The sequence below is a fragment of the Pontibacter ummariensis genome (assembly GCF_900188175.1).
Taxonomy (GTDB): domain Bacteria; phylum Bacteroidota; class Bacteroidia; order Cytophagales; family Hymenobacteraceae; genus Pontibacter; species Pontibacter ummariensis.
The window spans coordinates 160,681-180,131 of sequence record NZ_FZOQ01000014.1 but is presented as its reverse complement, the minus strand read 5'-3'; the positions used below and the strand labels follow the sequence as shown (position 1 = coordinate 180,131).

The following is a 19,451-nucleotide window of genomic DNA, read 5'->3' as shown; positions in this document are numbered from 1 at the left end:
CCTCTTCCCATCCCGAACAGAGAAGTTAAGCCCGGACGCGCCGATGGTACTGGTGTCACAGCCGGGAGAGTAGGTGGCCGCCAACCCCAACAACCCAGGCACCCCCTCCGCCAAAGCGGCAGGGGGTGCTTGCTTTTATAGCCACTCGGGAAGGGCCTTTCTGGTGTTCTTCAGACGCGGCACTCCTCTTTTGTCATCTCATCCCTTATGGGGCTAAACAGAATCCCCGGTAGCTTTCCCGCTCACTCGAAACGGCAGGGGAGTTATTTGAGCAGCGCAGGAGAGACTTTCCTGCCCCCAACAGTCCCCTTCCAAGAGCTCCCCTACCGCTTAAACAGCAGCTTGTCCAGCTTCACCACCACGAAGACCAGGCTGCCTGCGGCAAGGGAGAGAAGCGCTTTACAGAGATTAGGAGAGGTAAGATGCAGCACAATCAAAAAGTTACTGCATGGCAGTAGTAGGAAGGTAGATTGGAACAGACACAAACAACAAAGCCCCGGACAACTCCGGGGCTTTGTTGTTTGTTAAGCATTTTCTCTACTACTCTTTTCTTCCAGCGATAGAGGTATAAAACTCCTGCACGCTTAAATACTGTTGGGCAAGTTGCTTTAACTCAGGAGCTGTTATAGTGCGCACAGTGGTTACAAAGTTATTATAATGCTCTTGCTCCAAGTCGAAGAGCACAATTCTCTTGTAACGGTCGCACTGGTCAAATATCGTGTTGATATCGTTGAGGAATTTGCCCAGCATGTAATTCTTGACAGTGCTTAATTCCTCTTCTGGTACCTCTTCTGTTTGTAGCTGTCGAATTTCTTTCAGTACCTCCGAAATGGTGTTTTCAGTAACAGCGTAATTTACATCGGTACCAATATAAAACAGGCTATCTTTTTCTTTGGGAGAAATGACAGAGTAGATACCATAGGTATAGCCTTTGTCTTCCCGTATGTTTCGCATGAGCCTGGAGCCAAAGTAGCCTCCCAGTATTTCGTTAAGGACTTTAAGCTTGTGATAGTCCTCATGGCCTATACGTGGGAATCGTTTGCCTATACGAATGGAAGATTGCAGGCTGTCTGCCATTAAAACTAATTGCTCTCGCTCTGCCGCCCCTTCAAACTTTACTGATTTAGCGGAGGAGTTGCTTCTAGCTGTTTCTGTCAGTTGTAGCTGGTTCACCTCTTCTTCAAGGTGTCTTTGTAAGTCCTCTTCTACGGCGCCACAAACAAATATTTCCAGGCCCTGCGTGTTGTACCTGGTCTTATAAAAGTCCTCCAGGTCCTCCTTCGTCAAATCTTCCAGAGATCCCTCATCAAAGCCAAAAATATAGGGATGTTCTCCTCCGTATATTTGTTTAGTGAAGCTGTGCGTTGCGAGGTAACTGTTTTTTTGACGCTGCACCTTCAGGTTTTGCAAAGTACGCCTTTTTAAAAGGTTAAACTCTTCTTCCGGAAAGGTAGGATGTTGGAGTACATCTAATACCAGTGGCAGAAGCTCTTTAACGTACTTAGACAAGCAGTAAAGCGTGAACTCTGAACGGTCATATCCGTGGTTGTTCTCGAAGGAGGCACCGTAAAAAGCTACCTTGTCTGCTATCTGCTTAGCTGTGTGGTTTACAGTTCCTTCAAAGAGCATTTTAGCTGCCAGGTCCGATTCGCCTGTTTTGTCTTCATACCACTTACCCGCCTTAAAAACAAAATCCAGCCTGATCACAGGCTGGGTTTCGCTTTTTATATAGTGCAGTCTTGCCCCATTGTCCAGGTGTGCTACTTCAGCTACCTGAAGGTTAACCGCATCTATTTCATATGTTTCTGGTGCTTTGGTTCTATCAAGCATTATAGTTATTCTGTTTACTAATCAAGGTTAAGGGCCAGTGTAAACCGCCAGGTATCTGCCAGCGGGTTTGTCTGGTCGCTCGGAATCAGATAGGCTGCGTCTAAACCGAACTTTTGATAGCGCAGACCCAGGCCTGTTGAAAAATACCTTCTGCCTCCTGTCTGCGGGCTTTCGTGGAAGTAACCGACACGGGCGGCGAACAACTCATTGTACCAGTACTCCAAGCCGGCTGAGACATTTACTTCTTTTAGTTCGCCGCTGGCACCATCTTCAGCATCTGTAAAAGAGGTGAAGATACCACTAATTACACTTTGGTCCGTATCTGCCCCTGGAGAAGGAACCAGCAGCTTATTCGCATCTAATACCAGTGTGAGCGTGTTATAGGCATCCAGGTTATATTTTACCGCTGTGCCTACCTTAAGGTTTGTCGGAAGAAAGCTTTTGTCTTCATTCTCTGCATAAGCTATTTTTCCGCCAATGTTCGCAATGTTGGCCCCTAAGGCTAGGTTTAGTTGTTGGCTCAAGTCTTTTGTGTAGTAAACGCCCACGTCAACAGCAGCGGTGTTACCAGGTTGAGCCTCCATGTTAGTACTACTACTGATATTTACATCACCTGCTAAGTTGGAGTGGATGAAGCGTGCAGCTATACCAACACCAAAGTTCTCACTCAACGCCTGGCCGTAGCTAACGGCAACAGCGTATTCCTTGGGATTATAATTCTGCAGGGGAGCCTGGTTGGCGTCGATGAACTGTATCTCGCCTAGATCAAAGTACATCATTGAAACAGCAATAGCAGATGTCTCATTCAACTTCTTGTAACCAGACAGGTAATTGAGCGACATGTCATCCACCAGATTGCCAAGCCATTTAGCGTAGGAAAAAGCAACGCTTAGGTCATTCTCTACAAAGCCAAGTTTTGCGGCGTTCCAGTACGGTGCATTTGCATCCGGAGCCAGCGCAACGCCAGCATCACCAAGGGCTGCTGAGCGGGAGTCAGGGGCAACAGTAAGGATCGGCACGGCAGTTGTAACTGCACGCACATCCCCGCCAACTGTAGATTGAGCAAAAGCAGCCGGAGCTGAGAACATGGCAAACGCAAGAGCAGTAGCCTTCAAGATCTGACTTTTATTGTACATAAGTTGCGTATTGGTGATAGCTCTATCAAATATAGAAATTCTGTACTACTATGTTAGTTTAAAATGACAAGTTTCTCAACTTTCGAGGCCATCGCCCCGTCTTGCTGCGACCTGACATTTACCCTATAAATGTAAACGCCCCGGGCTAGCTTATCATTGTACTCGTCCCGTCCATTCCAGGTTAACTCGGCAAGGTGTGCCTTACTGGCGAAAGTAGTTGTTTGTAGGGTTTTTACCAATTTACCTGAAAGAGTGTATATCTGAACTTGCACGTCAAGGTTTTGTCCGGCCCGGTTATGGTCAAAATGAAATGTGGTGTTGGTGGAAAATGGGTTTGGATGATTTAGTACATGCTCTAACGCAATACCCGCATTATTTGATACATAAAACTCTATATATGTTTCAGTGGAGTTGTTATGCGTATCCCATGCTTTAAGGCGAACCGTGTGAAGCCCAGGCGTTAGGTCTTTCAGCGGGAACTGTATGCGGCCTTCCTGATAACTGTTAGGCGCTGCAGTATAATAGTCGTTTAGCACCAGCATGTTTTGGCGGTTTCCGTCCAGCACGGCCGTGATCTCATGGCCAATCCCTATGCCTGCTGTATTGATGCCGTTCTCGTCGAACAGTTTTGCCAGGAGGGTAGGGGATTTGCCGGTTATACCTCCAGAAACAAAGGATTCATCATCCATAAACAGGTTAACAGTAGGAGGAACATTATCTGCGACTATGTCTTTTGCTGTTCCTCCAATGACTATAGACTGGTTAGTCCCGATGGCATCCGTCGTGCCGTTGCTGGCATACAAGGTAATCTTTCCTGTACCATAGGTGTAGGTAATGTCTTTCGGTACCACAAATGTAAGCTCGAACTGCCCTTGGGTGACAGTAGCCTTCCCATCATAGATGATGCTCTCCCACATGCTAACCGGTACTTTCGGTGCTCCTTCATCCCCTAATGTCTGGCGTGTCGTGGCCTTCTCGTAAACTGTTACACGTAGTTCACCGGTAAAGTCGGCTGCAAGCGTGCCGGAGGATGTCAGTACTTCCCCTTTCAGGTGTACCTTGCTTAGGGCGCTTAGGGTATCAGCAGCAGGCTCCTTGCCATTCAAGCTGCTTATGCGGGTCTGTAAGGATGGGTAAGCCAGTTGCAGCGAGGGATCACAGAGAAGCGTGAAGTTACGGTTGTTAACACCGTTAGAGCCGCTCGTGTTATCCGTGATGCTGTTATTCTTCGTTTGTAGTACCAGGTCGCCCAGGCGGGGCATTCGACCATTTAGCGGGGTGAAGGCAGCCTTGTAAAAATTACGATTAAGCACACGGTTGCCATTAGAGTAAACCGGTCGCGTGGTGGTGATCAGGCCAATGGCGCCCCCTTCCTGGTGGAGCAGTAGAGTTTCCGCGCCAGAGCTGCGACTAGGATCATCGTAGCGACCAAACTCGCAGGTGGCAGTAAGAAAAAAAGCAAGTTTGTCTTTGTTCTTCCAGCTGCTGATTTGGGGCAAGGTCAGGACCTGTTCTGCTGCCCAACTGGTCTCATTGCCGTGGCCTGTATAGTTAACAATAAGGGAACCCTGCTCTACAGCCTTATCCAAAGCAGCGGTTGCCTCTGGTATTCGCTGCCCGTTCGAAACGGCTTGCTGCTGGTACAGGTCCAGATATACCTTGTTCGGGCTATAATGCGGAAAACTACTCTCCAGGTAATTGGCCAGGTGCTCTGCATCGTTTTGGTGCTCGTTATAGTCCCCGTCATCTGATACAAAAGTGACTCGGCCACGCCAGTTCCCGAAATGGCTGGGGCTGTCGTACGCAATAATCTTGTTGACAAGCGTCGTAGCCTCTGCTTTTGTTGTAGCGGGCAGACGGCCGATGCCTATGTCCAGCAAATGATCGCCCTGTGCGTTTTCGGCCCATTCGCCTTCTTCCTCGTCCAGAAAGCCAAAGTAATCTTCGGAGGAGTAGCTGGCGATAGGGTGCAACGACTGACGCGACTGATACACTGGTACAAAATTGGTGTTGTTCCGGATGCGGTACTTGTAGTCGTAGGAGGTATCGCCAAACAGCAGGAGGTAGAGCACTTGGTCCCCGCTCTTACTGCTGCGGCGGTACACCATGCGCATAAAATCACGGATGGCGGTAACGTCCTGCGCTCCGGAAGAAAACTCGTTGTAGATCTGCTGTGTCGTTACTACCTGCACTTGCATATTGCTGTGCCTGGAGCGGTGCGCTGCCAGGCGGCTGGCCTCCTCTAAAAATGAGGGGTGCGTTACGATAACAAAATCAAGGGCGCCGTCTGAATTCGTGCTGTGCAGGTTCTGGTTAGCTACTTTGCCAATAGGAATGGCCTTCGTGCTGATGGCATTACCTTGAAAGACCACAAACTCACGGAGTACATCCGTAGGGGCGCTAAAGCGGAGGCCTGCGCCAGAAGCATCTACCTGTTGTGCCATTGGTTGTAGCGGGTCTGTAACGTCCCAAACAGCGGCAGCGGCAGGAGCCTCTGCTATCAGAAAGGTGCTGGCAGGTGCGCCTGTACTTGCCACAGATCGAAAGGCTGTTTGTTCGCCATACAGCTTTAGGTAGCGCTCATAGTGCAGCTCCAGGTAATTTAAGTAACCTAGCGAGGTAGAGCTGCCTCCGGTACTAAAGTCCAGGCCCACTTTTAATGCTGTTGGATTTCCTAACACCGCTTGGCTAATAGAATAAGTCTTCGTGCTGTTTACCCCTTCCGGGTGGTAGTTGTAAGTACCACGGTTCGGGACAGACTGGGAGCCAAGCACCTGGTCGTTTAACTTTACGGTAAAGGAGCAATCGGCGGGGGAGTTCCCCATCAGGAAAGCCGTAAGCTTTACGGTAGAACCAGGCACAATTTCTGAGGCTGGGAAACTGAAACTTTGGGAAGGGGTAAAGGTGCTGAACTCTTCTCCGTACCACTCCCTGCCCGAGTAAACCATGTTCTTCAGGTCTTTCTCATAAAAAACGCGCTCATCGTAGGAGCGGATCTGCTGTGTTGCCCCAGTGGCTTGTGGCCGGGTAGCAACTCGTGCTCCGGCAGTATGATTTATCCGAAGAAAGTAGTAGGCGGTATCGGAGTAGATGTTAAAGGCATGGGAGAACTGCTGTTGCGCTTCATCATAGGTCCAGGTGTGTGGCCCCTGGGCATAAAACAGCACAAAGTCCGCATCATCGAACTTCCCGTCAGCCTCCCCGCTTACCCAGATAGCGTTCTCCTGCAAGTCATCAGGGCGGGGGGCGCTGTTTGGCTGGGGAAGCATCCCGCCGCCGTTGCCGTAGACCTGAATTTTTCGGGGATCAAGCCCCTGTGTGCTAATGCCTAAAGCCTGTAATACCCCTTTGTCTATTTTATGAACACCGGAGGACGTAACTGCTAACCTGTACCACTCTCCTGTGCTGAGCACAGAGCTAGCGGTAAAGCTATTGCCTTTGGCTGTGTGGGCAAAGGTAGTGTTAGAACCGGTGATGTTCTCTGAGGAGTAAGAGTAGCGAAAACTTACCAGCTTTTCCAGTTGCTGCGTGCCTGGGTTGCGCCTGATGGGGAGCACAGACACGAGACTAACAGGCAACTTGTTCTGAGCCGCATAATTTACTTCTACCGCTGCCACAGTGGCAAAGGGATGTTTGCCAAATAACTGCTGTTCTGCCTGCGTAAAAGGCTGATACGTTGCATTCAATAATTGAAAGCCAGAGATGTTACCTGCTATCTGCAGGCGGTAATAGGGAACACCCTCCGTGGGGTTTACTGAGGCACCGGTAAAGGAGGGGACTTTGCCGGAAGGATGAAGTGTTGGGAGTGCCGTTGCCTGGGTCTGCCACTGTAGTGTAACAGTACCGGGAGTTTCACTTTGGGCTGTTACCTCTGTTATCTGTAAGCTTAGCAGCAAAAGTGCGCAAACATAAACCAGTCGGTAAGGCCACATCATATGATCAACACGCTTGAATGAAAAAGCTGCCTGCTTTTGCGTGGGCAAGGCAGGCAGCATCCCTTATATCTTAACAAAGATACAGCTAAAATATTGTGTTTCTGTAAGCTTTTATACCTGCGTTAATTTAAAGGTTAAGAATTCCACAAGCAGGCACCAGTAGCCTTAGGATGAGTGAGAGGTTTTTTTGATGACAGATAAAAGTACGTACAGCACTATCACTAATGGTATGGCAGTGAACTTAAGCAGGGCCAGTAAGATAACCGCTAAACCAAGGAAAATAAACCGAAGCGAGTTATCCTGCCAACTTAGGTTCGAGAACTTGAGGGCAAAAAGGGGCAGCTCTGCTACTAACAAATACGACAACAAGAAGGTAAGCACGAGCAAGACCAAAGGGTTCAGGATTACCTCATAATGCAGCAGGCTCCCGTGCTCCAGGATCAGGGGCAGGGAGGCTACGAAAATAGTACAAGCAGGGGTGGGCAGCCCGATAAAGGAAGTGGTCTGGCGGGTGTCGATGTTGAACTTTGCCAGCCGCAAGGCGGAAAAGACCGTGATAAGGAAGCCAGAGAAAGGTAATAGCTCCGCTGATATTCCAAACAGAGGAACACCGCTTCTCTGAAACAATATAAACATCACCGTACCCGGCACTACCCCGAACGAAACCATATCAGCCAGCGAGTCCAGTTGCTTTCCGATCTCGCAATAGGCCTTTAGTACGCGGGCCAACATGCCATCCAGGAAATCGAACACAGCGGCGATACCTACCAGGTAGGCGGTGTAAACCAGGTTACCCTGGAAAGCAAAGTAAAGGGCCAGGCAACCCGAGAAAAGGTTAAGGCAGGTGATGGCGTTAGGGATATGCTTTTTCATGTTGCAGGCTGCGGTAATAAGGGCTACCGCAGAAAGGGGTTATATTTCTTCTCATACCCGACCGTCGTTTCCGGGCCATGACCCGGGTAAACAGTTACTTCATCAGGCAAGGTAAATAGCTTTGTTTTGATGCTGGAGATAAGCGTGTTGAAGTCGCCACCTGGCAGGTCTGTCCGGCCAATGCTACCCTGGAAGAGCACGTCGCCGCCGATCACGGTTTGCTCGGGCTCATTGTAAAACACCACATGGCCGGGCGCATGGCCAGGCGTAAAGAGTACCTGCAGCGCTGTCTTCCCGAACTTCACTACTTCGCCTTCTTTCAGGTAGCTGGCCGGCAATTGCTCGGCATACTGCGGAAAGCCATAATTCCCAGCATAAGACGGCACGGCGCGTAGTACCTGTTCATCGTCAGGATGAATTTCGAGCCCCACACCATAGGTATCGGCTACAAACTTATTGCCGAGCACGTGGTCGATATGGCAGTGGGTATTTAGCAGGCGCACCACCTGAAGGCTATTATCCTCAATAAACTTCTTCAGTTGTTCACGCTCATGCTGTTCGTAGCAGCCCGGGTCTACCACCACGCACTCCTTGGTTTCATCGTGTAGCAGGTAGGTGTTTTCCTGAAAGGGGTTAAAGGTAAGGCAGGTTACTTTCATGGCTTTCTCTGCTTGTGTGGTAAGTACAAAATCGGCTTCAAAGTTACTAATTTCAGCAGGACATCTCGTAACTTGCCTGTATGAAATATGATTTTATAGTTGTAGGGCATGGCCTGGCTGGGGCCATTTTAAGTTATACGCTGAGGCAACAGGGACAAAGGGTACTGGTGATAGATGAGCCCAGGGCAAGCGGCGCTTCCCGGGTAGCGGCAGGCCTGCTGAACCCCATTGCGGGCAAGCGCTTTGCCAAGTCCTGGCTGGCAGATACTTTTATCCCTGCCGCTGACGCACTTTACGACGAGTTGGAAGCGCACTTCGGGCGGCAGCTTTTCGTCCATAAACCAATCTATAAAATCTTCTCCTCCATCGAAGAGCAGAATACCTGGATGGCTAAAAGCGCCGGGCAGGAGTGGAACGACTACATCCAGGCTACCTACACGCAGAGCCTGAATCAGCCTACGGTACAGGACCCGTTCGGAGGCATCATGATCGGCAGAGGTGGTTACCTGCAGGTAGCCCAGATGCTGGACCTGCTCACAGCAGAGCTCCTGGAACAAGGGCTGCTATTGCCTGAACGCTTTGAGGCAGACGCACTGCAGCTAACGGAGCAGGGCGTACGGTACAAGGAGGTAGCAGCCAGCCAATTGGTCTTTTGTGAGGGCTTTCAGGTTATCAACAATCCCTACTTTAAATGGCTACCCATACAGCCTACCAAGGGAGAGGTACTGGAAGTGCAGACCCAAGATAATTTTAATCCTGAATGTATCTATAATAAAGCTGTTTACGTTGTTCCGGTAGAAGAAGGTAGGTTTAAGATAGGGGCTACCTACGACTGGCGGCACCCCAACGAACAGCCAAGCGAGCAAGGGGAGCAGGAACTGAAAGAGCGCTTCCGTCAGATCACCTCTCAAGGCTTTCACGTAGTAAACCATTGGGCGGGAATCAGACCCGCTGTTCGGGACCGGCGTCCGCTGGTGGGCAGGCATCCGCAGCACCCACAACTGAGCGTGTTTAACGGTATGGGATCTAAGGGAGTGCTTATGGCGCCTTTCTTGGCAAAACAGCTGGCGGCTGCCTTAACAGGACACGGTGAAGTGATGCCCGACGTACATGTTTCACGATATATTTCGTTATATTACGACTACATACATTACCACAATAACCATCAACCCTAAGCGCATGCGTTTTTCTACAAGGCTTTTGTTGCTGTTTTTATCTTGCTCACTGTGGGGTACTGCCCTGCAGGCGCAGCCAAACCGGGAGAATTTCGGCAAGAGTCGTATCCAGTACAAGAGTTTCGACTGGAAATACTATGCTACTCAGAACTTTAACGTTTACTTTAACCGGGGAGGGCAGGAGGAAGCCTACCGGGCGGCTGTTTATGCCGAGAAGGAGTTAAAGCGTGTTACCAGCCTTATCGGGTATTACCCCTACTCCAAAATTACCCTGATTCTGTATAACTCCCCTACAGAACTGCTGCAGAGCAACATCGGGCTGAACAACGACTTGTATCAGACAGGTGGCGAGACCCTCTTCATGAAAAACAAGATAGAGCTTGCTTTTGAGGGGACCCAAACGGAGTTTAAGCGCGACCTGAGTTATGAGCTGACAAAACTCCTGCTGAACGACATGATGTACGGGGGCAGCCTGAAAGAGGCCTTGCAAAGCAGCTACTTGCTGCGCCTGCCAGAGTGGTTTGTAAGTGGCGCGGCAGCATACACGGCAGAAGGCTGGAGCATTCGCATGGACAATTACATGCGCGACATGCTGCTGGATGAGGACAGACCGCGCCTGGAGAAGCTGTTTGCCAGAAACCCGGAACTTACCGGCCAGTCCGTGTGGAACTACATCGCAGAGCGTTATGGCTATACCGCTATCCAAAACATTCTGAACCTGACCCGCATTACCCGCGACGTGGAGATCGGCATTACCAGCAGTCTGAACATCCCGTACAAGCGCTTTTTGCAGGATTGGTACAATTACTATGTACAGATTAACAACAGTGAGTCTAACCCGCTCACTTCTTTACCGGAAGAGGCTAAGCTCTTTAAGCGGAATAAAGAAAATCACTACTATGGGCAAGCGGTGCTTAACCCGGCGGGTACCCTGTTAGCTTATGTAAAAAACGACAATGGCATCTACAAGATCTTTGTACAGGATGTGCGCCGCAAGAAAGACTGGGTCGTGTGGCGTGCAGGTTACAAGAACCTGGACCAGCAGATAGACTACGTAATGCCGGCCCTTGCCTGGAGGTCGAACAGCCAGCTGGGCTTTATCGAATCCCGGCGCGGGAAAATGATGCTACGGCAGGTAGATGCGCTGGATAACTACTCGTTTATTCCATTCTATGAGAACCTGTCTACAGCCGCCGCTGTGCTGCCGGATTTCGATGAGGTGCATAGCATGAGTTACTCCGAGGACGGGCAGAACATTGTGGTTAGTGCCGTGCGCGACGGGCAGTCGGACCTGTTCCTGCTTCGTGCCAACGGCCGCCTGCAAAAGCAGCTGACGAATGATATCTTTGATGATATACAGCCCGCCTTTTTGAAGGACCAGGGGGGAATTGTCTTTAGTTCTAACAGGTGGTTAGATACCGTCGGGACAGAGGCCCCAGCTTTTAGCAGCATTGTCAACAACTATGATATCTTCCTGTTGCAGGAGGAGGGACCTAATGTAAACTTGCGCCAGCTAACTGAGTCTATTGCGAGTGAACTGATGCCAAGGGCGACGGAAGACGGTAACTTTGTTTACCTCAGTGAAGAAAGCGGTATCCGGAGCCTTTACCGCTATGATCTTAGCACCGGGGCCAGCGTGCCGCTTACAAATTTTGCGCAGGGCATAGAGTTTTATGATTATGTGCCCTCGGCTAATGTGCTGGCACTAGTGGCAAAGGATGCATCATACAACTTCGTGTATTTGCTGCCAAACTTCACGCCGACCACCTTAAGTACGCTTCCTAAGACATCGCGCCAGATTATTTTAGAGACACGTGCCCGAACAACGCAGGCGGCCGTTAACAACAGCAGAAAACTCCTGCAGAACGAGACGAAGAAAACAAACAGGAAGCCCGCCCGAAAAGAAGGGGAGGTTGACATAGAGAACTACGAGTTCTCTGACGAGGGAATAGCAGAGCAGGAGGCGACCCCGAAAGTGCCTGCCGCTACCCGTAGGGCCGATGCCAGTTCTATACAGGTGTTGGGCCCACTGGATTACGACCTGCGCTTTAGCGTGGAGGAAATCATGACCTCTGTAGAGGCAGACCCTTTACTGGGCTTTGGCATCGTGGCGGGGGTAAGCATGACTGACCTCTTCGAGAACCACCAGATACAGGGCAAAGCTTTTGTGCATACAAACTTTGAGACTAGCAACTTCTGGGCAGAGTACATGAACCTGAAAAGTAGGGTAGACATGGGGCTGCAGTTCGAGCGGCAGACACTGCTCGGCAGCCTGCTGAATGCTCCGGGATCTGTGGTGCGCTTCACGAAAAACGAGTTAAGCCCTGTGCTGGTGTACCCGTTCACCCATAGCACTAGTATTCGCGCTATGCCAAAGTTTGTCACGACCCGCTTCACTTACATCAACGACTTCTTTATCCCGGACACGGTGGCAAGCTTCTACGGCGGTAACGTGGAGTTAGTGTATGACAACAGCGTGACAACAGGCATCAACCAACTGGAAGGAACGCGTTTCAGAGCCGGATTACTCTCATTAAAAGGCTTTGAGGGATCGGCGGGTAACTTCAGCAAGTTTTACGTTGACTTCAGAAATTACCTGAAAATACACCGCGAAATAATCCTGGCTACCCGCATCAGCTATGGTGCTTTCTTTGGCAACTCAAAAAAGCAGTTCCTGATAGGGGGGATGGATAACTGGCTGTTAGCTGACGAGGCCGATGATGCTGAACTGAATGACGTGGAAATAGCATCGCCAGCCGACCTGTTCTACCTGGAGTATGTAACGCCACTAAGAGGCTTTAACTATAACGTGCGTAGCGGTAACCGCCACTTGCTGGCCAATGCCGAACTTCGCATCCCCGTTGTTCAGTACCTGTATAACGGGCCGATCGCTTCCGGCTTCTTCCGTAACCTGCAGCTCACAGCCTTTGCTGATGCAGGCTCCGCCTACAACGGGGCCAACCCTTTCAGTGGGAACAACTCCATTAACACCCGGGTAATTGGAGGCGTAGTGAGTCCGACGGAGCGCGACAACTTCGAGATTACGGTTGTGAACTACCGCAATCCTTTCCTGGTAGGCTACGGCTTTGGTGCCCGCACCACGTTGTTGGGCGTATACGGCAAGCTAGACGTAGCCTGGGGCGAGGAAGACAGCAGACGTACAGGGCCTAAGTTCTACGTAACGCTGGGCTACGACTTCTAAACGACAAACATGAGGAAAGCCAGACGCTTTGGCTTCGGAGCATTACTGGTACTGGGGCTGATAGCGGCTTGGATACACACGTTCGAAAAGGACTATGTGTACAAGGCGCTGTTCTACAACTTTGCTGATATTGACGATAACGAGATCTTTGCGCAGCGCGAAATAGAAGCGCCCGCTGTACCGCAGCCCTGGCCTTTGGCCGAAAACTATAATGAGCTGCAGATGCCACAGGAACTGGCACAGCTGCATGAGGAGTTAGAGTCTGTCGCTTTCCTGGTTATCAAAGACGACTCTATCCTTTACGAACAGTACTGGGATGGCTACTCCGATGAGTCCCTGAGCAACTCCTTCTCTATGGCCAAAAGCGTAGTGAGCATGCTGGTTGGCGCGGCAATAAAAGAGGGTAAGATCAAGAGCGTAGAACAGCCGGTAGGCGACTTCCTGCCAGATTTCAGAGAAGGCGATAAGGCTAAGATAAAGATTAAGCATTTGCTTTGGATGAGTTCCGGCCTGAATTGGGATGAGTCGTACAGCAGCCCTTTCTCGATGACAACCGAAGCCTATTACGGTACAGACCTGAAGCGCTTAATTGGTAGGTTAGAGGCTGTGGAAGAGCCCGGAAAAGAGTTTAGCTATAAGAGTGGCGACACACAGGTACTAGGCTTTGTAGTGGAGGCTGCCACCGGCGAGAGCCTGAGCGCCTATGCTGAAGAAAAGCTTTGGAAGCCGCTGGGGGCTGTTCATGATGCGGAGTGGAGCGTAGACCGGCCTGATGGAATCGAGAAAGCTTATTGCTGTTTTTTCTCCAACGCACGCGACTTTGCCCGGTTAGGAAAACTGTATCTGCAGCACGGCATTTGGAATGGGGACACTATTGTGCCGCCAGCCTACGTGGAGGTCTCACTTACGCCCAGTGGCTTAGTAAAAGAGTCGGACGGAGAGGAAGTGGATTTCTACGGGTACCAATGGTGGTTGCTGCCCGATTATAGAGGCCAAAACGTCTTTTACGCCAGAGGCATTTTAGGGCAGTACGTTATCGTAGTGCCAGAGGAAGACCTGATTATCGTGCGCTTGGGGAAGCAGCGGGGGGAGCGTGTAGGCGAGCATCCAGGGGAGGTGCTGGCGATGCTGGATGCCGTAACCGAAATGATAGAGTAAGTAATAAAAATAACTTCAAGAGCTACAAGTGTAAGCAAAGAGGGCCTGTACGTTCAAGTACAGGCCCTCTTTGCTTACATCATATTCTTATTGAGACAACTCATCTGTAGCCACAGCATAATGCGGGTCTTCCATTACATTTACCTCGATAACCTGTTCAGCGTTTTTGAGCAGTATTCTACAATCCTGGCTTAAGTGCTTTAAGAGTAGCTTCTTACCCGCTTTGTGATACCGCTCAGTTAGTTTATTAAGAGCATCAATGCCAGACATGTCCGCAACCCTGCTTTCCTTAAAGTCAATAATTACTTCTTCCGGATCATTCTGGACATCAAACTTCTCAGAGAAAGCAGTAGTGGAGCCAAAGAAAAGTGGGCCGTAAATTTCATAGTGCTTTACGCCTTTTGCGTCAATGTACTTTCTGGCCCTGATGCGTTTGGCACTCTCCCAGGCAAAAACTAAGGCAGAAATGATAACGCCAATTAGTACAGCGAGTGCCAAATTATGAAGCCACACCGTTATTACAGCCACGAGAATACCTACGAACACATCCTGTTTCGGCATCTTATTGATGATCCTGAAACTAATCCATTCGAAAGTTCCAATGGCTACCATGATCATGACACCTACCAAAGCTGCCATAGGTACTTTTTCAATAATGGGGGCTCCCAGAAGGATGACTGCCAGAATAGCTAGAGCGGCTATAATGCCCGCCAGACGGGTTCTGGCGCCAGCAGAAAGGTTAACCAAGGTCTGCGCGATCATGGCGCAGCCACCCATTCCGAAGAAAAAGCCATTTAAAAGGTTCGCTCCACCCTGGGCCAGACACTCTCTGTTTCCCTGGCCTCTGGTGCCCGTAATTTCATCAACCAAGTTTAGTGTCAACAAGCTTTCCGTTAAACCCACGCCGGCCATAATCAGGGCATAGGGGAATATTACCTGCAGCGTTTCCAGGGTAAAGGGTACATCCGGAACATTAAAAGGAGGGAAGCCGCCACTTACCGAAGCAATGTCTGCGACTGTTTTGGTGTCTATGCCAAAGCCAAGCACCACCAGGAAAACAACAATAATGGCTACTAATGAGGGGGGAACAGCCTTGGTTAACCGTGGCAGCAGGATTATAATTGTTAAGGTCAGAGCCACCAGGGCGACCATGATATAAAGCGCACTGCCTGCGAGCCAGGAAACCTCACCGTCCGATACAACTTTAAACTGTTCTATCTGAGACATGAAAATGATGACAGCAAGGCCGTTCACGAAGCCATACATGACAGGCTGTGGCACCAGGCGAATGAACTTTCCTAGTTTAAAGACCCCTACCAGTATCTCCAAAATACCGGCCAGCGCTACAGCGGCAAACACATAGTCGAGCCCGTGCGATTGCATGAGGGCTATCAGTACGACCACGGTGGCCCCGGCGCCCCCTGAGATCATGCCAGGCCTGCCGCCAATTATAGCTGTAACCAGCCCCATGATAAAGGCGGCATACAAGCCTACTAAAGGCGGAAACCCTGCCAGTATAGCAAAGGAAAGGGACTCGGGAATCATGGTCATGGCTACAGTAAGGCCAGCCAGTATTTCTACTTTATAATCGATCTTTTGGCTAAAACTGAAGAGCCTGAGATATTGCTTCATTGCAAGTAAAATAGTTAAATCCGTGTCTGTACTCCAGACATCGCTTTTAGGATATATACACGAGTAGTAACGGAGACCTGCAGCTGCTTAATCACAAAAGGTAGCTGTATCAGCCGCTTTTTAAAGAGGCATCACGAAAGGCCGAAGTACATATACCGCCACACAGACGCTTTATAAACGTTTGGCGTCATTGTGTTTATAGTACTGAATAAGAGTAAGTGCTTGTGCAGTAAGCATAAGTAGAGTGCATACTGAAGCGAAGTGACCAGGAAGTTGTGGACATGTTGAAAGCAACCTGCCTCTTGCAGCATCAAGGTGGAGTAAGCGATATGAAGGGAGTTGCTTTTCTCATGAAGCTGCAAAAGTACAACTTTTCTCTTAAAATGAGAAATAACCTGTGAAACTGCTTGCTGAAAGCGACAGTGCGGTAGGCATGTGGCTACCAGAAAGCCGGACAAGAAAAACTCTGACATTGTCCGGCGCCCGGGTTTTCTTTGGGAAAAGAGTTAAAGCCCCTGCCTTAAGCGTACACAGAATCAAGATCGACTTGAGAGCGCTATACAACTAGGAGGCCCTGACCTTTAGAGATGAACTGTGAGAAACGGTTACACCGAACTTCATAGTGCAGGTTGCACAAATTAGGAATGGTTTACAGCACAAAAAGCTGCTTTGAAGAGCTTTCATAGCCTTGGCTGGGCAAAAGTGAATAATTATCCCTAATTTGCCAAAGTATCATTTTATAAAGAGCTTATGTTGCAGTCAATGACAGGCTTTGGCAGTGCCCGCCTCGATGCCGACCAGTACTCAATTTCGGTGGAGATCCGCTCACTGAACTCCAAAAGCATGGACCTGAGTGTGCGCGTACCCAAGTTTCTTTCCGACAAAGAATATGACATTCGGAATATGGTGCAGAAGGCACTGGTGCGTGGGAAAGTAGGGGTTAACGTAGAGTTTACCAGAAATAAAGCGCAGAAGGCGAAGAGCACGATCAACAAAGAGTTGCTGCAGGCATACTTCCGGGAACTAAACCAGGTAGCCGATGTGGTAGGTGCCGAAAAGGGAGAGTTGTTCCGCCTCGCGCTTCATATGCCGGACGTGCTGCAGCAGGAGCAGGAAGAAGAAGCTGAAGAGGCTGATTGGGATGTAGTGCAGCCCTTGCTAGAAGAGGCCCTGCAAAACCTGAATTCCTTTCGGGCAGACGAAGGCAAGGCTTTGGCAACTGAGATCATGTCGTACATCGACAGGATCCGGATTCTGCTGGCCGAGGTGGACAAGCAGGACCCCGTGCGCATGGAGCATATCCGCAACCGAATCAGAGGACACATTACAGAACTCTCTTCAGCTGAGCATTTCGACCAGAACCGTTTTGAGCAGGAGATGGTCTACTACATGGAGAAGCTGGATATAGCAGAGGAGAAAGTACGCCTGGTAAACCACCTGCACTATTTCACAGAGACCGTGTACCTGCCCGAGCCGACGGGCAAGAAGCTCGGTTTTATTTCACAGGAAATAGGTCGGGAAATTAACACCATTGGCTCTAAGGCAAATGATTCTACCATCCAGCATCACGTTGTGGAGATGAAGGAGGAACTGGAGAAGATTAAAGAGCAGATCAACAACATCCTGTAGAAAGCACAACTTAAACAGATGAAAAGGCGCAGCCGCTATTGCACAATAGCGGCTGCGCCTTTTTTACGAGCTAGGGTACTTACTGTAAAGTTTCGACGAAGTCTGTTAGCAGCTTGAACACTTCCGGGTACTTTGTAAGGGGCAGCTGAGAGGCATCGTCTTTCGTGTTATGGTAGGCGGCAGTGCCACCCAGGGTGTAAAAAAAGAAAGCAGGCACGCCTTTTTCAGAGAAAGGGTAGTGGTCGGAGTTAGCTGCCTTTCCACGGCTTTTGATCTGGGGCAGGTACTGTTGTTGCTGGTTGAGCTGGCGCAGTTGCTCAAACGCCTGCTCGTGCACTTTCCCGTTTACCACCATCAACCCTTCGCTTCCGGTACCCAGCAAATCCAGGTTAAGCAAAAAGCGAATCTGCTCCAGGGGGAACAAAGGGTGCTGGGTATAGTAAAAAGAGCCAAGCAGGCCTGCCTCTTCGGCAGCAAAGGCGATAAAAGCCATGCTGTATGTAGGCTTGTGCTGTGGCTGACTGTAATAGCTTGCCAACTCCAGTAACATAGAAGTGCCACTGGCGTTGTCGTTAGCTCCCGGAAAGTACACATCCTTCCCCTGCCCGCCGAGATGGTCATAATGGGCAGAAAAGACGATAACGGAATCAGGCTGTTCTGAGCCCCGGATAAAGGCAATAACGTTTTGCGTCTGGTGATTTGGATTCAGAGAGGCCTTTACCTCGAAAGAGAGTTTGCGAGCGTCCTGTGGCCAGGCGCTCTCCAGTACTTCCAGCACAGGTACCTCTGCCTGTTGCCGGGCCACGGAAGTAAGCAAGGCCTTAGGCTGGAGCACCACGTTTACCTTTGCCTGTTGCAGTTTCTGAGCGTAAGGAGCCGGTAGCTGGCCAAGCTTTTGCTGGTCCTGTTGGCGGATGACAAGTGCTTTGTCTTTAAAGTTTTGAGAGAAGAAGCCGCGGGCGACAGCGGCATCTGTAAAAACAAGCGTGTCGAGTGGAAGAACGCTTGCCTTTCCACCACCTGAAGAGGAGGCTGCGTTAGCCACAAAGTCTGTGCCTGCTATGAGCTTTTTACCATTTACCTGTAATTGTGGCGTTTCTACTATACGGTTTACCGGAAAGCTGAACGGTTGAAAGTAAGAGTTCCCTAAAGGCTGCAGCCCTAGTGTCCGGAACCTGTCACGAAGGTAGTTCGCTGCTTTTTTATCCCCATCAAAAACATACCCGCGGCCATGCATGGCAGGAGATGTCAGCGTATCAATGGTATGGCGCACGCGCTGCATGTCCTGCGCCTGTAAAGCGGGCACCAGCAAAGTAAACAGCAGCAGAAGGGTAGGAAATCTGTTCATCTCCCTAAGATACAAATCTTGAGGAAGAGCTCGTAATTGAAGTAATGAGGGGCCGAGTTGTGGCAGCCTTACCAGACGTAAATCCACTTGAACACGACCAGGCCAAACAGGCAACCGATGGTGTTCGCCAGCACATCAAAGATATCGCCGTGCCGGCCATAGATGAGAAAGTGCTGAAGCAGCTCCACTAATATGCCGAACCCGGTGCTGATAAGCAGGGAGGCCCGTACGGCATAATGCCGGAGCCAGGGTGAAGTGTACTGTTTGGTGAGACCCACGATCATCAGAAAGACGAGCACGCAAAACAGGAAGGCGTGGGCAAAGGTATCAACCGAGAAAAAAAACTCCCAGCCAGAGAAGGTGGGCAGGGAAGAAGAGGGCAGCAGTGTCGATAGCAGGATCACTGCTGCCCAAAGTATAGTAAATAGGTTATAACGTAGTATCAAACCTACTTGTGTTTGGTTGTGTTACTGTCCGATTACTTCACGGTATCCGTCAGCTGTCAGCAGGCCTTCTACCTGGCTGGCATCATCGATCGACATTTTTATGATCCAGCCTTCGCCGTACGGATCAGAGTTTACCAGTTCAGGGCTTCCCTCAAGGTTCTCGTTAAACTCCAGTACAGTACCGCTCAGTGGGCTGAAGAGGTCAGAAACTGTCTTCACAGCCTCTACTGTTCCGAACACGTCGTCCTGGTTGATCTGCTTATCTACTGTGTCAATATCTACATAAACGATGTCACCCAACTCGCTTTGGGCAAAATCAGTGATGCCTACATAGGCTATATCGCCTTCGATACGTACCCACTCGTGGTCTTTGGTATACTTTAGGTTTTCAGGTAGGTTCATTTGTTTTGTCTGTTAATGATTATGCC

Annotated in this window: 13 protein-coding genes and 1 rRNA gene; 5 read left to right on the top strand and 9 right to left on the bottom strand. The window is 49.9% G+C overall.

The window, feature by feature from the left end; translation table 11 throughout:
* Positions 1-86: ribosomal RNA gene (rrf, locus tag CHB92_RS15825) — 5S ribosomal RNA — on the top strand; the annotation flags it as partial.
* Positions 87-540: 454 nt separating this feature from the next.
* On the opposite strand, the gene CHB92_RS15820 is transcribed toward rrf, so the two are convergent.
* The 5 genes from CHB92_RS15820 to CHB92_RS15800 form a co-directional block, all read right to left on the bottom strand.
* On the bottom strand, positions 541-1,830 hold the full coding sequence (locus CHB92_RS15820; protein ID WP_089320193.1) for a M16 family metallopeptidase: 1,290 nt from the start codon (positions 1,828-1,830) through the stop codon (positions 541-543).
* A gap of 17 nt (positions 1,831-1,847) precedes the next feature.
* Positions 1,848-2,966, bottom strand: coding sequence for a type IX secretion system outer membrane channel protein PorV (porV, locus tag CHB92_RS15815; RefSeq protein ID WP_089320192.1), 1,119 nt, complete (start codon positions 2,964-2,966; stop codon positions 1,848-1,850).
* Positions 2,967-3,019: 53 nt separating this feature from the next.
* On the bottom strand, positions 3,020-6,901 hold the full coding sequence (porU, locus tag CHB92_RS15810) for a type IX secretion system sortase PorU (RefSeq protein ID WP_245842632.1): 3,882 nt from the start codon (positions 6,899-6,901) through the stop codon (positions 3,020-3,022).
* 165 nt (positions 6,902-7,066) lie between these two features.
* Entirely contained in the window at positions 7,067-7,774 is a 708-nt protein-coding gene (locus tag CHB92_RS15805) for a CDP-alcohol phosphatidyltransferase family protein (protein WP_089320191.1), read from the bottom strand.
* 23 nt (positions 7,775-7,797) lie between these two features.
* Complete coding sequence (locus tag CHB92_RS15800) at positions 7,798-8,433, bottom strand: MBL fold metallo-hydrolase (RefSeq protein WP_089320190.1); 636 nt, start codon at positions 8,431-8,433, stop codon at positions 7,798-7,800.
* 80 nt (positions 8,434-8,513) lie between these two features.
* Between CHB92_RS15800 and CHB92_RS15795 the strand changes: the two genes are divergently transcribed.
* The 3 genes from CHB92_RS15795 to CHB92_RS15785 are packed head-to-tail and all read left to right on the top strand — an operon-like array spanning position 8,514 to position 13,968.
* Positions 8,514-9,608, top strand: a complete 1,095-nt coding sequence (locus CHB92_RS15795; protein WP_089320189.1) for an NAD(P)/FAD-dependent oxidoreductase — start codon at positions 8,514-8,516, stop codon at positions 9,606-9,608.
* A 4-nt stretch (positions 9,609-9,612) separates the two neighbouring features.
* On the top strand, positions 9,613-12,810 hold the full coding sequence (locus tag CHB92_RS15790) for a hypothetical protein (RefSeq protein WP_089320188.1): 3,198 nt from the start codon (positions 9,613-9,615) through the stop codon (positions 12,808-12,810).
* A 9-nt stretch (positions 12,811-12,819) separates the two neighbouring features.
* The gene (locus tag CHB92_RS15785; protein WP_089320187.1) at positions 12,820-13,968 is read left to right on the top strand and encodes a serine hydrolase domain-containing protein; all 1,149 of its coding nucleotides are present in this window, start codon (positions 12,820-12,822) and stop codon (positions 13,966-13,968) included.
* An 87-nt stretch (positions 13,969-14,055) separates the two neighbouring features.
* Here CHB92_RS15785 and CHB92_RS15780 read toward each other — a convergent pair whose 3' ends face one another.
* Entirely contained in the window at positions 14,056-15,600 is a 1,545-nt protein-coding gene (locus CHB92_RS15780) for a SulP family inorganic anion transporter (RefSeq protein ID WP_089320186.1), read from the bottom strand.
* A gap of 750 nt (positions 15,601-16,350) precedes the next feature.
* Here CHB92_RS15780 and CHB92_RS15770 point away from each other — a divergent pair.
* The gene (locus tag CHB92_RS15770; protein ID WP_089320184.1) at positions 16,351-17,229 is read left to right on the top strand and encodes a YicC/YloC family endoribonuclease; all 879 of its coding nucleotides are present in this window, start codon (positions 16,351-16,353) and stop codon (positions 17,227-17,229) included.
* Positions 17,230-17,308: 79 nt separating this feature from the next.
* Here the strand turns inward: CHB92_RS15770 and CHB92_RS15765 are convergent, their stop codons facing one another.
* From CHB92_RS15765 to gcvH, 3 genes are all read right to left on the bottom strand, one after another.
* The gene (locus tag CHB92_RS15765) at positions 17,309-18,577 is read right to left on the bottom strand and encodes a M28 family metallopeptidase (RefSeq protein ID WP_089320183.1); all 1,269 of its coding nucleotides are present in this window, start codon (positions 18,575-18,577) and stop codon (positions 17,309-17,311) included.
* A gap of 68 nt (positions 18,578-18,645) precedes the next feature.
* A complete protein-coding gene (locus CHB92_RS15760; RefSeq protein ID WP_245842630.1) occupies positions 18,646-19,023 on the bottom strand; it encodes a VanZ family protein in 378 nt (125 codons plus the stop codon).
* Positions 19,024-19,044: 21 nt separating this feature from the next.
* Positions 19,045-19,425, bottom strand: coding sequence for a glycine cleavage system protein GcvH (gcvH, locus tag CHB92_RS15755; protein WP_089320182.1), 381 nt, complete (start codon positions 19,423-19,425; stop codon positions 19,045-19,047).
* Positions 19,426-19,451 lie beyond the last annotated feature (26 nt).

What these genes read in the sequence shown, in the direction of transcription:
- CHB92_RS15820 (WP_089320193.1), bottom strand. Translation starts at nt 1,830, where the DNA reads ATGCTTGATAGAACCAAAGCACCAGAAACATATGAAATAGATGCGGTT.
- porV (WP_089320192.1), bottom strand. Translation starts at nt 2,966, where the DNA reads ATGTACAATAAAAGTCAGATCTTGAAGGCTACTGCTCTTGCGTTTGCC.
- porU (WP_245842632.1), bottom strand. Translation starts at nt 6,901, where the DNA reads ATGATGTGGCCTTACCGACTGGTTTATGTTTGCGCACTTTTGCTGCTA.
- CHB92_RS15805 (WP_089320191.1), bottom strand. Translation starts at nt 7,774, where the DNA reads ATGAAAAAGCATATCCCTAACGCCATCACCTGCCTTAACCTTTTCTCG.
- CHB92_RS15800 (WP_089320190.1), bottom strand. Translation starts at nt 8,433, where the DNA reads ATGAAAGTAACCTGCCTTACCTTTAACCCCTTTCAGGAAAACACCTAC.
- CHB92_RS15795 (WP_089320189.1), top strand. Translation starts at nt 8,514, where the DNA reads ATGAAATATGATTTTATAGTTGTAGGGCATGGCCTGGCTGGGGCCATT.
- CHB92_RS15790 (WP_089320188.1), top strand. Translation starts at nt 9,613, where the DNA reads ATGCGTTTTTCTACAAGGCTTTTGTTGCTGTTTTTATCTTGCTCACTG.
- CHB92_RS15785 (WP_089320187.1), top strand. Translation starts at nt 12,820, where the DNA reads ATGAGGAAAGCCAGACGCTTTGGCTTCGGAGCATTACTGGTACTGGGG.
- CHB92_RS15780 (WP_089320186.1), bottom strand. Translation starts at nt 15,600, where the DNA reads ATGAAGCAATATCTCAGGCTCTTCAGTTTTAGCCAAAAGATCGATTAT.
- CHB92_RS15770 (WP_089320184.1), top strand. Translation starts at nt 16,351, where the DNA reads ATGTTGCAGTCAATGACAGGCTTTGGCAGTGCCCGCCTCGATGCCGAC.
- CHB92_RS15765 (WP_089320183.1), bottom strand. Translation starts at nt 18,577, where the DNA reads ATGAACAGATTTCCTACCCTTCTGCTGCTGTTTACTTTGCTGGTGCCC.
- gcvH (WP_089320182.1), bottom strand. Translation starts at nt 19,425, where the DNA reads ATGAACCTACCTGAAAACCTAAAGTATACCAAAGACCACGAGTGGGTA.